We start from the raw sequence: 12,638 nt of genomic DNA, 5'->3' as shown, positions 1-12,638 counted from the left end.
CGCTCGGGCCGGCGGCGCCGGGAGCCGTCGGCCCGAGTCTGGGGGAACGGGTGGGGTCAGGTCGTGGTGACCCGGAGTTCCTTCACGCCGTTGATCCACGCGGAGCGCAAGCGGCGGGGGTCGGCGGCCAGGCGGAGGCCCGGCATCGCGTCCGCTATCGAGTGGAAGATCAGGTCGATCTCCAGGACCGCCAGGGACTTGCCCAGGCAGTAGTGGGGCCCACCGCCGCCGAAGCCGAGGTGGGGGTTGGGGTCGCGGGTGATGTCGAAACCGTCGGGGTCGGCGAACACCTCGGGGTCGTGGTTGGCGGAGGCGTAGAACAGGCCGACGCGGTCGCCCTCCTTGATCTGCTTGCCGCCGAGCTCCGTGTCCTGCGTGGCCGTGCGCTGGAAGGAGTTGACCGGGGTGGCCCAGCGGACGATCTCCTCGGCGGCGGTCGACGGGCGCTCGCGTTTGTAGAGGTCCCACTGCTCCGGATGGGTGAGGAAGGCGTGCATGCCGTGGGTGATGGCGTTGCGGGTGGTCTCGTTGCCCGCCACCGCCAGCATCAGCACGAAGAAGCCGAACTCGTCCGAGTTGAGGTTGCCCTCGTCCTCCGCCGCCACCAGCGTGGTCACGATGTCGTGCGCCGGGCACTGCTTGCGCTCGGCGGCCATGTTCATCGCGTACGCGATCAGCTCGGTGGCGGACTCCTGGCCCGTCTCCTTGGTGATCGCGTACTCCGGGTCGTCGTACGAGATCATCCGGTTCGACCAGTCGAAGATCTTCGCGCGGTCGTCCTGCGGGACGCCGATCAGTTCGGCGATGGCCTGCAACGGCAGTTCGCAGGCCACCTGGGTGACGAAGTCGAAGGGCCCGGACCGGGCACGGGCCGACGCGACGATCGCCTGGGCGCGGGCGCGCAGGCGCTCCTCCAGGGCGCGGATGGACCGCGGGGTGAAGCCGCGCTGGATGATCTGGCGGACCCGGGTGTGCTCGGGCGGGTCCATGTTCAGCAGGATCAGCCGCTGCGCGTCGATCGCGTCCCGTTCCATGTCCTCGGTGAACCGGATGATCGCCGTGTTGAGGTAGGAGGAGAAGAGCTCCGGGTGCGTGGAGACGTACTTGACGTCCGCGTGCCGGGTCACGGCCCAGTAGCCGTCGTCCGCGAACCCGGCCAGGCCGTGCGGCTGCGGGATCCAGCGGACCGGTTCGGCCTGCCGCAGTTCGGCGAACTCCGGGAGCGGGACGCGGTGGTGCAGCAGGTCGGGGTCGGTGAAGTCGAACCCGTCGGGCAGCGCGGGACAGGGCATGGGCGACTCACTCCCACCATTCTGACGGTCCATCAGATACTCGGGTTTCCGTGAAGGTAGTAACGGGTTCTACAAGTCGCAAGGGGCATGGCGACCCCAATTACGTGCACCCCCCTTGCGATTGCGGACCCCCTGTCCGCAGACTGCACACGGAACTAGAACGCGTACTAGTTCTGCGTGGCGGGTGGCCGGGACGCCCGCGCCGCGCGGGTTACCGGGCCTGCCCGCCGGACAGGCCCTAGGGAGAGGACGCACCCCCATGGCCTCGGAGCCCGTGATCGTCGAAGCCGTACGCACCCCCATCGGCAAGCGCGGCGGCGCGCTCGCCAACCTCCACCCCGCCTATCTCCTGGGCGAGACCTACCGCGAGCTCCTCGGCCGCACCGGCATCCCCGCCGACGCCGTCGAGCAGATCGTCGGCGGCACGGTCACCCACGCCGGCGAACAGTCCATGAACCCCGCCCGTACGGCCTGGCTGACCATGGGGCTGCCGTACGAGACCGCCGCGACGACCGTCGACTGCCAGTGCGGGTCGTCGCAGCAGGCGAGTCACATGGTCGCCAACATGGTCGCGGCCGGGGTCATCGACGTGGGGATCAGCTGCGGCGTCGAGGCGATGTCCCGCGTGCCGCTCGGGTCCGGATCCAAGCACGGGCCCGGCAAGCCCTTCCCCGACGAGTGGAACGTCGACCTGCCGAACCAGTTCGAGGCCGCCGAACGCATCGCCCGCCACCGCGGGCTGAGCCGTCAGGATGTCGACGCGCTGGGTCTACGCTCCCAGGAACGCGCCGCCGTCGCCTGGTCCGAAGAGCGCTTCAAACGCGAGACGTTCGCCGTCCAGGTCCCGACCACGGAGGACGAGCAGCGCGCCGGGCAGGGCATGTGGCGCCTGGTGGACAAGGACGAGGGGCTCCGCGACACGTCGACGGAGGCGCTGGCCCGGCTGAAGCCCGTCATGCCGACCGCCGTGCACACGGCGGGCAACTCCTCGCAGATCTCGGACGGCGCTGCCGCCATCATGTGGGCCTCCAAGCGGATGGCCCGCGCCCTGAAGCTGAAGCCCCGCGCGCGGATCGTCGCCCAGGCCCTCGTCGGCGCCGACCCGCACTTCCACCTCGACGGCCCCGTCGACGCCACGCGCACGGTACTGGGCAAGGCCGGCATGTCCCTCAAGGACATCGACCTCGTCGAGATCAACGAGGCGTTCGCCTCAGTGGTGTTGAGCTGGGCCCAGGTCTTCGAGCAGGACCTGGAGAAGGTCAACGTCAACGGCGGCGCGATCGCCCTCGGCCACCCGGTCGGCGCGACCGGCGCCCGCCTCATCGCGACGGCCCTGCACGAACTGGAGCGCGCCGACAAGGAGTTCGCCCTGGTGACCATGTGCGCCGGGGGCGGACTGGCCACCGGGACGATCATTCAGCGGCTGTAGTCCAGTCCAGGAACGAGGAGAAGGCGGCGGGCTCGAAGGAGAGGATCGGGCCCGTCGTGTTCTTGGAGTCGCGTACGGCGACGGTGGCCTCCGGCAGTTCGGCGACTTCTACGCAGTTGCCGCCCTCGTCGCCGCTGTAGCTGGACTTACGCCACATCGCGTTGTTCTCCATAGCGGTCCTCCATCACACACCGGATCATCTCCGCCGAGTCCCGGAGGGACAGTGCGGCGGCTTGCAGATGATCGTAACGGAGCGAGCACTTCTTGATAGTGGCTCGGTTGGCAGTTGGATGGCCGCTGCCCCCGTAGCCCTCCGTGTACACGATTGCCGGGTCGGACTCGAAGCGGTAGAGGTCGAACGAGCCTTGCAGCCCAGCATGCGCCCCAGACTTGAAGGGCAGCACCTGGATATTGATCCGCGGGTTGTCCTTGAACCCCAACAGGTGGCCCAGTTGCTCCCGCATGGTGACCGGACCGCCGATCTCCTGGTACAGCACGGCCTCACTGAGGATCGCCCAGAACACCGGCGGCTCCTCCTTCTCGAAGATCCGCTGCCGGGCCAGTCGAACGGCGGTGCGGTCGTCGAGGCCGGTGTCGTCCAGGGCGCCGAGCACGGCGCGCGCGTACGCCTCGGTCTGGAGGAGACCGTGCACCATGTGTGTCTCGAAGGAGCAGATTTCCACGGCCCGTGACTGCAACTCGGCCACCTGCCTGAACCAGGTGGGGAGTTGGTTTCGCAGCACCAGCTCGACCAGGCGGGACAGCAGTCCGTCGGAGCCCAGCGCCGCGTCGGCCCGTTCGCTGAACTCCAGCGTCGGGACCTTCCGCGCCGTCTCGATCTGCCCGACCAGCGACCCCGTGTAGTTGAGGACGTCCCCGAGCTGCCGCTGCGTGAGCCCCGCCGCCTCCCGAAGTCGCCGCAGCTCGAAGCCGTAGTAGTCGAGCGGCGACGCACCCGGGTCGAGGATGTTGATGTGGGTCACGCACGGTCCCCTCTCGCGCAACTGGGCCCACTGCGGAACCCGTTGTATCCGTCCCGTAGCTCAAAGTAGTCGCGCGAGGTCATCCTCGTCCTGTGGACGACTACTTTCCCCCCGCCCTGGTGGGCCTTGGCCCCCGCCCGGTCCAGTACCGCATGCGCCTCACCGTCGGCGAGCACTCGGCCCGGCACATCCGCAGGATCGTCCGGTCCTGCCTGGACGAGTGGGAGCTGGCCGAGCTGACGGACGTCGTGCAGCTCGCCGTGACCGAGCTGGTCGCCAACGTCGTACGTCATGTGCCGGACCGCCGCTGCGCGCTGGTGCTGCTGCGGCGGGGCGCGGGGGTCCGGGTGGAGGTGACGGACGGCTGCTCCCGGCTCCCGCGGGTCGTGCCGGACCCGGCGCCGGAGGCAGAGGGCGGCCGGGGGCTGCTGCTGCTCGATGCCGTGGTGGGGAAGTGGGGCGTGGAGCCCGTGCCCGGGGGCGGGAAGACGGTCTGGTTCGAGTGCGGGGACCGGTGAGCCGGTGGTCGCCCACTCACCTGAATGCCCGCCGCGACGAGAGCGGCCGGGTATCAGCGGTGACAATCCCCTTAGCCGTCGACCCACGTCGCATCGCCATGCCGAGCAGGGGAGAAGACATTGGCCGGCCCGTACTTCCGTGCCCTCGTGATCGGCGGGGCAGCCATGGCCGTGGTCGCCGCCCCCTGGGCGCCCAGGGCCCCGACCGATGCCATACCCACCGGATCCGACGGTCCGGTGTCCCCGCCCGGCATCAAGACCGTTGGTCCAAGGAAGGACGGCACCGCGATTACGCCGGTCGGGTACCGGGTCACACCGGCGGGCCACCAGACCCGGCTAGGGAGCCTGCCGCTGAACGCGGTACTTCATCCCGACGGTCGCCATCTGCTGGTGACCAACAACGGTCAGGGAGTGCAGAGCCTGCAACTGGTCGACACCCGGACGAACAGGGTCGTTCAGACACGGTCGTATCCGTCGCCGGAGTCGCTGTACATCGGTCTGGCGTGGAGTCCGGACGGCAGGACCGCCTACGCCAGTGCCGCGGGGAACTCCAAGATCCGGGTGTTGTCGTTCGCGGGTGGCCGGCTCACCGAACGTGATCCCGTCAAGCTGCCCACCAAGTCCCCGGAGGGCAAGGCCCTCACCCTCTTCCCGGCCGGTCTGGCCGTCACCCCGGACGGGAAGAGGCTGGTCGTCGCGGATCAGCTCGGGGACGCGGTGACGGTCGCCGACACCGTCGGCGGGCGGGTGCGGACCGTCGCCGCGGGTCATCGGCCGGTGTGGGTGACGCTCGGCAAGGACGGACGCACGGCCTATGTGTCGAACCAGGGTGCCGACACCGTGGACGTCTTCGATGTGGCGGGCCCGTCGCCCCGCAGGACGGGGCGGATCAAGGTGGGGCTGCATCCGAACAAGTCGGTGCTCTCCGCGTGCGGCGGGAAGCTGTATGTCGCGAACGGCGACGCCGACAGTGTCAGCGAGGTCGATCTGGCGACCAGGAGCGTGGTGCGCGGCTTCTCCGTGTTGACGTCCAAGAAGGGCCTCGTCGGCAGCAACCCGACGGGCCTGGCCCTCGACCCCGTGGGCAGGCGGCTGTTCGTCGCCGACTCCGGCGACAACAGCGTCGCGGTGCTCGGCCTGGCCGGGGGCGGGGTTCTGGGGCGGATCCCCACCGGCTCGTACCCCAGCGCGGTCGTCTGGCGCGACGGCCACCTCTGGGTCACGAATGCCAAGGGGCTGGGGGCGGGCCCGAACGACGGACCTGGATACCCCAACCCCGAGCGCCTGGCCAGGGCTTCCCCCAGTCAGCAGCTCGCGTCGATGGTCGTGGGCACGCTGAGCGCTGTGGACGTGCCGGCCTCGGGCGAGCGCCTGGCCGAGTACACACGCCAGGTGGAGTTCAACAACACCCGGGTGACCGGGGGCGGTGGTGGTGTGGTGCCGCGCGACCCCGGTGGCGGGAGCCCTGTCAAGCACGTGATCTACATCGTGAAGGAGAACCGCAGCTACGACCAGGTGCTCGGCAGTCTGGGGAAGGGCAACGGCGACCCCCGCCTCAACCTGTTCGGGGACGAGTCGGCGCCCAACACCCGCGAGCTGGCACGCCGCTTCACCACCATCGACAACTTCTACGGCGAGGGGAACGTCAGCGCCGGCGGCTGGAACTGGGCGGTCCAGGCCAACTCCAACCCCTACGTGGAGCAGATGTGGCCCGCGGCCTACTCCGGCCGCAAGGGTGTCTACCCGGGTGGGAACAACGCCCCGGAGAACGCCGCGCAGGGCACCGAGGACTCCTATCTCTGGCAGCGCCTCGCCAGGGCCGGCGTGAGCTTCGCCAACTACGGCTTCTACGTGAAGCGCAAGGGGGACGAGGTGCACGCCGCGGACCCGGTGCTCGACGCCCGGACGGACCACCGGTTCCTGGTGGATCTGGGCTGCCCGGACTCGGCGGGCACCTTCGCCCCCGCCAAGAAGGACTGTCCGACTCCACGGGTCGACCAGTGGCTGAAGAGCTTCCGTCGGTACGAGGCCGAGGGCGCCATGCCGACGGTGCAGTTCGTCCAGCTCCCCGGTGACCACACCTTCGGCCTCGGGGCCGGCCGGCCCACACCCAAGGCGATGGTGGCCGACAACGACTACGCCCTCGGCAGGCTGGTGGACGCCGTGTCCCACTCCCGGTTCTGGAAGGACACCGTCATCCTCGTCACCGAGGACGAGGCCCAGGGCGGGCCCGACCACGTCGACGCCCACCGGACGCTCGCCCTGGCGGTCAGCCCGTACACGCGGACGGGCAGGGTCGACTCGACCTTCTACAACACCGCCTCCATGGTCCGCACCATCGGACTGCTCGCCGGGATCGGCCCCCTCACCCAGTTCGACGACTACGCGACGCCCATGACCGCGTCCTTCACCGACAGGCCCGACTACCGGCCCTACTCGGCGATCAGACCGACGTACCCGATGAACAGCCTCAACCCGCCCTCTGCCGTGATGCGGACGCCAGGAGGCAAGTGACCGGGGGAGCGGCGACCAAAACGACTCATACAGCCTGCTATCGAACGTCTGCCTCACTCAACCGGTTTCCCGGACATCCCTGCCATCCCGCCGCTATCGTCACCCGAAAGGTACGGCAGCCGGGGGGAACGGGCATGGCACGGCGATCGAACACACCCGGCTGCGGATGCGGTGGCTGTCTGGGGTTCCTCTTCGGCTGGGTGACCCTCGCCTACGTCCTGCTGCTGCCGATCACCCTGCCCGAGCTGCTCGCCGTCCAGGAGCACGGGCCGCGCACCACGACGCCCGTCCAGGACATCGGCCTGTGGACGGCATCCGCCCTGGTGGTACTCGCCCTCGCCTGGGGCGCCCAGGGACGCCGCCGCCCGAGCCCGCCGACGCTGCTGCTGCACACCGCGCTGTTCTCCGCCTCCGCCGCCCTGGCGTTCTGGGGCGCCACCTGGGCCAACCGGTCGATCGCCGCGTACGCGCGAACTCATCCCACCGCCGGCGCCGCCTCACCCACCGAGCTGCCGTGGTCGTTCACCGCCACGCTCGAGACGGTGGCCGCGGCGGGCGCGATGATGATCACCTTCCATGCCGTCCGCCGCTGGTGCCGACGCGACGACCCGCCCCAGCGGGTGGTGATCCACGGCCCGCGCCCCGGCACGGACCGGGACCGTCCAGGCAGCACGGACCGGGAGGTACGCCGCCCCCGGACCGGGGAGATCTGGCTGGCCGACGTCCCGCTGCGCGAGGACGACAGCCAGACCCTCCAGCACTACTGCGTCGTCGTGCGCAACCACGCCGCGTACGCCGACGTCATGCAGATCACCAGCAAGGACAAGACCGGCCGGCGGGACTTCATCCCGATCCCCAACGACGGCTGGGACTACACGGAGTACGACCACTGGCTGGACGTCGCCCTGCCACCCCGCCGCGTCTCCTACGCCGGCTTCCTGAAGTCGACTCCCCAGGGCCGCTGCCCCCAACAGACCTGGCAGGCCATCACCCAGATCATGAACCACCCCCGACCATCCCACCAGACCAACAAGGCCCGCACACGCCGCCCCACCGGCGACCCGCGGCCACCGCATGGCTCGCGGAGGAGCGGACAGCGGAGGTGAGGTGTGCTCGGGGCCCGCTTCACTGCAGGCTGGTCCGGTGCTCGTGGGCGGGGTCGGCCCGGCAGACGAAGATGTCGAGGTGACCTCCCCGACCGACGAGCACCTGGGTAGGGGTGTTCGCATCGTGCGTGCCGACGAGGGGCAGGTCTTCGAGCGGGGTCCAACTGCTGCGCACGCCTCCCCACTCCGCGGAGGCGACGGTCAGCAGCAACCGCATGGGGCTGCCGCACGAGCAGACGAGCTGACGGGGGCCTGTGACGCCCCAAGCCGCGAAACCGCCCACCTTCCAGCCGGGGGCGATGGAGAAGTCGGCGTCGTAGGAAGGGGGTTCGGCTTCGCCCTGCTCTTCTTCATCGGCTGCCTCCCACAGCGTCTCTTCCCACTCCTCGATACGCTGCCGCAGGTCTTCGGGCAGCAGCTCGGCCCACTCGTGCTCGGTGACCTGTTCCGGGGCGAGCGTGCAGGGTTCCGGTACGTAGCCTTCGTCGCCGACCACTGCGGGGAGCGGGGGGTCGGCCCGGGTGCCACCTGCCTCGGCCGCTGTGCGCCACACCAAGTGGACGCCCGGTCCGGGCGGCGAGCCGTGCGCCTCGAACGGGCACCACAGCACCTGCAACACATCGCGCCCTTCGGGTGCCACGAGTCCCGGAACGTCCCTGGTGAACAGCTGCGCCAGTGGGAGCAGGGGAATGGGGTCGGTGTCGCCGAGGCCGGGCTCGCGGTGCGTGCGGCGGAGCGCCGTCAGGGTGTCCCGCTCTTCATCTGTGGGCCCGGAGCCGTCCCGCGCCCAGGCTTGCGCGAGCAGACGACGCTCTTCGCGGACATCCTGGATGCGCCTGCCCGTGTGCCGCGGGTGAGGCTCCCGGCAGCTCGGCCACGGCTCGTCGACGGGCCACAGGAACGGGCCGCCCACGGAGCTCTGACCGGGCTCGGGGGCTCCGGGGCGGGGGCGCAGCCGGGTGCAGGTCTGCCGGTGGCCGGCCAGTTCGGGGAACTGCGCCTCGATTTCCAGGCGCAAGCAAATGTTTGACGGCTCGTGATTCACTGGCACTTCCGATTCCTGGTATCACCTGGTGTCAGAGCCGGTCAGTACCGTCCACCCGGCGCAGGACGCGATGCTATGAGCTCCGCGTGAGCCACGCCCGCTCAGCGCCTTTGCGGGCTACAGCTCGATCGGACGATATGCGAGAGCCTGGTCCACCACGTCTTCAGCCGTCAAAGCGGGATCGGAGTAGTAGATGAGGTCACTGACCCGCGGGTGCGGAACGCTCTCTTTCAATTCTTCGAGGAGGCGATCTTCTTCATCTTCCGGCAACGTTGCGTCGATAAGCTGCTGAACGATGTGAACCAGTTCCTCGCGTGTTTTACGGAGCATGGCCCCGAACCTCCTTCAACCTATTTTTGAGGTCAATTTCCGAAGTGATAGCTGCCGTCCAATATTTCCTTATGATAGCGCGGCGTGACGACGACGATGTTGTCAAGGTCGTACACGCCACCGCCGCGTTGGATGGGCTGAACATGATGCAGCACGTACCTGTACTGCCCAGGAACCTGCTGCCCTTCGAGCACAAAGGGTGACTTACCGCCCGCCATCGCTGTCTGGCCTGACTTGCTGAACTGCCCCGCCAGCTCCGGATGCTTGGAAACCTGTTCCCAAAAAGCCTTCCGGAAGTCATTGAAACTGGAAAACTCTCTTCCGTGGAGCGCCTTGGCCACCTGTCCCGGTATTCTCCCGACATTACCTTCCGATCCCCTGAGCCATTTCCCGGAAACCTGTGGAAGTGAAAACCCTCCGGTAGCCGCCCCGGGAGAATTGCGGAGTTCGGTTGCACTCTTGGGTGACGTCAGGCACGGCGCAAGTCCCAGCGGGTCCGTCCACATATGCGGATTGACGACGTAAGCACTGGGATTTGGAGACGCGGCGAGTCCGAGCGGATCCGGGGTCAGATATCGAGCCGTCTCGGGATCATATTGGCGGAAGTAGTTGTAATGAAGGCCCGTTTCGGGGTCGAAGTACTGGCCAGGGAAGCGGAGTGGCGTGTACGTCGTGCTGTCGACCGGCCAAGCGGTCTCACCCCAGAGGGTGCTGCGGGCACGCCAGGCTATGTCGCCCTGCTCATCGATAAGCTCGCTCGGGCTGCCGACCAGGTCCGTGACGATCGCGAAGAAGCGGGAGGCAATCTCCTCCTGAGGCGCTCCCGCCACGGTTATGCGTTCCGTCTGGGCTATCGGAGCGGTTCCTTCGTGGTCCCAGGTGAGCGTGACCGGATTCGGCAGGTTCGGGGACGTGGTTGTCTGCTCGCCGAGGACGGTACCGTCCCAGGTGAACACCACACGTTCGACAACGGTTTCGCCGTCGTCAGCCAGGCGCAGTTTGGCCGTGCGGCGGCCGAGCGGGTCATAGGCGTAGCGCCAGCGGGTGCCGTCGGGGGTCGTCACCGCCGTCAACCGGTCTTCGACGTCCCACTCGTAGTGCCAGGTGTCCGGCTTGCGGGAGAGGCGGGGCTTCTGCCGCATGGTGATACGGCCCAAGGCATCATGTTGGTAGCGGACGCGGCCCGCACGGGTAACGCAAGTGCCTGCGTACTCACGCGCGCCGATTGCCGCTCCCCCTGGAGCACTCTCCGGCCAGTGCGCCTGCGACTGGTTGCCTGCCGAGTCGTAGACGTACTTCTCGGTCCAGTTCGCGGCGTTCACCGACGTCACCCGGCCCGCCATGTCCAGGTGAAAGCGTCGAGAGCCGGCGAGGCTGTCGTCAATACCGATCAGGGCGCCATCGGCACGATAGGTGTAGCTGCGGTGCTGGACGAGGTGACCGCCCGCCCCCGTCACCGACTGGGCCGTCAGACGGCCCAGTACGTCGAAAGTGTGCTCCAGGGTGACCGCACTTCCGACACTGCGCGCCACTTCCCGGCCTGCAGCGTCGTAGGTGACATCGATCGATCGGCCCGATGCCGCCATCCCGATACGACGGCCTGCCGCGTCGTACGACCACGGAATGCGCCATCTCCGTCGCGGACTTCCGGGCCGCCTTGGACCGCTTGTGGAAGGCCTTGGCCGCCTTGCCCTCCCACACCACCCCCGACAGCGCGCGGTCGGAGGCAGCGGCCGCGTCCTCCAGGCCCTTCGCCAGATGCCGCCACTTCTTCGCGATCTCCCGGACCCCGTCCGGATCCACCGCCGGATCCGAGATCCCCAGGAACTCCAGACCACTGGCGATCGAATTGCCGAACATGTGGTTGAACTTGTTGATGTAGTGCAGCGGGTTGAGATCCACCATGACTGCGGCCGCTCAGCCCTTCTTGGCCCTCAGGCCAGACATGCGGCCAATCCCCCGTACGTCACTCCGTGTACATGCCAGTCCTTCGACCCTAGGGAGGACGGATCACGTGAAAGGCATGGCCGCGTCAAGCTGAGGTAAAGGACAAGGGCCTACTCCCGCCCAGACGTCACCACCGCCAGCACCCCCGCCGCCAGTGCCGCGAGCAGTAGGGGCAGGGGCAGGCCCTGGTGGAGGACCAGCCAGGCGCCGAGTGTGGCGCCGGTGGCCATGGCGAGGACGGAGGCGGTGCGGCGCGGGCTGCGGTGGCCGGTGCCGTCGCCGGCGCGGGACTCGGAGGCCAGGCTGGTCAGGGTCATGGTGAGGACGGTGGTCGTGAGGTCGGGCACGCCCAGTTTGCGGACGGTCGCGTTGCGCAGGCCCATCGCGAAGGCGGTGAGGGCGATCAGCGCGTACACGGTGCCGGTCGGCGCGAAGAAGGCGACCGCCGCCGAGATGCCCATGAGCACCGCCTCGCTGCCGAGCATCACCCGGGCCCAGGTCCGGCGGGAGCCGCCGCCGTAGCGTGCCGAGACCCGGCCGCCGGCCGCCGCGCCCACCAGGAAGCAGGCCAGGGAGGTCGCCGTGTGGGGCACGGAGAAGCCGGGCGCTCCGGCCGCGGCGAAACCCAGTACCACCACGTTGCCGGTCATGTTGGCGGTGAAGACCCGGCCGAGCCCCAGATAGCTCACCGCGTCGATCAGACCGCTCACCACGGTCAGCACCAGCAGCACGGCCACCAGACGCACTCCGCGCCGCTCGGGGTCCTCGGTCCGGGTCTCCGCCGTCATGTGTCCTCCGGTCGGCCCGACGGGCAGGGCGGTTCCCAGTGCACCACGGGTGACGACCCCGGACATACGCGCGCACCCCCGCCGGCGTGGGCGAGGGTGCGTGCGCGTGCTGGACCGGGAAGCGGCCGGTCAGTGAGGGGTCGGCTCAGTACCAGCCGTTGGCCTGCCAGAACGTCCAGGCGGCGGCGGGGCTGCCGTAGCGGGACTTCATGTAGTCCAGGCCCCACTTGATCTGGGTGCTGGGGTTGGTCTTCCAGTCGGCGCCGGCCGAGGCCATCTTCGAGCCCGGCAGGGCCTGGACCAGGCCGTAGGCGCCGGAGGAGGCGTTGGTGGCGGTGATGTTCCAGCCACTCTCCCGCTTCACGATGTTGTTGAACGCGTTGTACTGGGCGGCGTCCGGGATCATCTTGTGCGCGATCGACTGGGCCTGGGCGGGCGCGACGGTGGTCGCCGCGTGGGCCGGGGCCGAGGTCAGGACCATGCCGGCGGTGGCGGCGGCCACGGCGGCGGAGGTGAGGGCCTTCTTCGGGGTGGCGATGCGACGGATGACGGCGACGGACACAGAGAACCTCTTCGTGCGGGGACAGGAAGCGCCGGACGTTCGCCACAACCACGCGGTGCGAGGCGGGGCGTACGTCGGCGCCGCGACCCGTGGGGTTCGTCGGCGCCTGGCGACTGCTCCAGAG

11 protein-coding genes and 1 pseudogene are annotated in these 12,638 nt (G+C 69.0%); 4 read left to right on the top strand and 8 right to left on the bottom strand.

Translation table 11 applies throughout. The annotated features are described in order from the left end of the window. Window positions 1-56 precede the first annotated feature (56 nt). A complete protein-coding gene (locus tag ABZ915_RS32220) occupies window positions 57-1,292 on the bottom strand; it encodes a cytochrome P450 (protein WP_361810540.1) in 1,236 nt (411 codons plus the stop codon). Window positions 1,293-1,551: 259 nt separating this feature from the next. Between ABZ915_RS32220 and ABZ915_RS32215 the strand changes: the two genes are divergently transcribed. After that, window positions 1,552-2,721: a steroid 3-ketoacyl-CoA thiolase gene (locus ABZ915_RS32215; RefSeq protein ID WP_361810538.1), complete on the top strand. Its 1,170-nt coding sequence runs from the start codon at window positions 1,552-1,554 to the stop codon at window positions 2,719-2,721. Here ABZ915_RS32215 and ABZ915_RS32210 read toward each other — a convergent pair. Then, complete coding sequence (locus ABZ915_RS32210; protein WP_361810536.1) at window positions 2,705-2,893, bottom strand: DUF397 domain-containing protein; 189 nt, start codon at window positions 2,891-2,893, stop codon at window positions 2,705-2,707. The genes ABZ915_RS32215 and ABZ915_RS32210 overlap by 17 nt on opposite strands. Then, window positions 2,868-3,704, bottom strand: a complete 837-nt coding sequence (locus ABZ915_RS32205) for a helix-turn-helix transcriptional regulator (protein WP_361810534.1) — start codon at window positions 3,702-3,704, stop codon at window positions 2,868-2,870. Before ABZ915_RS32205 ends, ABZ915_RS32210 begins: the two co-directional genes overlap by 26 nt. A 92-nt stretch (window positions 3,705-3,796) precedes the next feature. On the opposite strand from ABZ915_RS32205, the gene ABZ915_RS32200 reads away from it, so the two are divergent. The 3 genes from ABZ915_RS32200 to ABZ915_RS32190 all read left to right on the top strand — a co-directional run bounded on the left by ABZ915_RS32200 (window position 3,797) and on the right by ABZ915_RS32190 (window position 7,842). Next, a complete protein-coding gene (locus tag ABZ915_RS32200; RefSeq protein ID WP_361810532.1) occupies window positions 3,797-4,222 on the top strand; it encodes an ATP-binding protein in 426 nt (141 codons plus the stop codon). Between the two features lie 147 nt (window positions 4,223-4,369). After that, window positions 4,370-6,736, top strand: coding sequence for a bifunctional YncE family protein/alkaline phosphatase family protein (locus tag ABZ915_RS32195; RefSeq protein ID WP_361810530.1), 2,367 nt, complete (start codon window positions 4,370-4,372; stop codon window positions 6,734-6,736). Between the two features lie 134 nt (window positions 6,737-6,870). Continuing rightward, window positions 6,871-7,842 carry a hypothetical protein gene (locus ABZ915_RS32190; protein ID WP_361810528.1) on the top strand — a complete coding sequence of 324 codons (972 nt, stop codon included), beginning with the start codon at window positions 6,871-6,873 and terminating at the stop codon, window positions 7,840-7,842. Window positions 7,843-7,861: 19 nt separating this feature from the next. Here ABZ915_RS32190 and ABZ915_RS32185 read toward each other — a convergent pair whose 3' ends face one another. The 5 genes and pseudogenes from ABZ915_RS32185 to ABZ915_RS32165 all read right to left on the bottom strand — a co-directional run bounded on the left by ABZ915_RS32185 (window position 7,862) and on the right by ABZ915_RS32165 (window position 12,514). Beyond that, window positions 7,862-8,860, bottom strand: coding sequence for a hypothetical protein (locus tag ABZ915_RS32185; RefSeq protein ID WP_361810526.1), 999 nt, complete (start codon window positions 8,858-8,860; stop codon window positions 7,862-7,864). 144 nt (window positions 8,861-9,004) lie between these two features. Then, window positions 9,005-9,217 (bottom strand): bacteriocin immunity protein, encoded by a 213-nt coding sequence (locus tag ABZ915_RS32180; protein ID WP_361810524.1) that lies wholly within the window; start codon window positions 9,215-9,217, stop codon window positions 9,005-9,007. A 32-nt stretch (window positions 9,218-9,249) separates the two neighbouring features. Next, window positions 9,250-10,836 (bottom strand): annotated as a pseudogene (locus ABZ915_RS32175) (RHS repeat-associated core domain-containing protein); the annotation flags it as partial. A gap of 438 nt (window positions 10,837-11,274) precedes the next feature. Further along, window positions 11,275-11,952 (bottom strand): YoaK family protein, encoded by a 678-nt coding sequence (locus ABZ915_RS32170; RefSeq protein WP_361810522.1) that lies wholly within the window; start codon window positions 11,950-11,952, stop codon window positions 11,275-11,277. A gap of 145 nt (window positions 11,953-12,097) precedes the next feature. Continuing rightward, window positions 12,098-12,514: a transglycosylase SLT domain-containing protein gene (locus ABZ915_RS32165; protein ID WP_361810520.1), complete on the bottom strand. Its 417-nt coding sequence runs from the start codon at window positions 12,512-12,514 to the stop codon at window positions 12,098-12,100. Between the last annotated feature and the right edge of the window lie 124 nt (window positions 12,515-12,638).

The sequence above is a fragment of the Streptomyces sp. NPDC046915 genome (assembly GCF_040644935.1).
In the GTDB taxonomy this organism is placed as follows: Bacteria; Actinomycetota; Actinomycetes; order Streptomycetales; family Streptomycetaceae; genus Streptomyces.
This window is presented reverse-complemented; position numbering and strand designations above follow the sequence as displayed.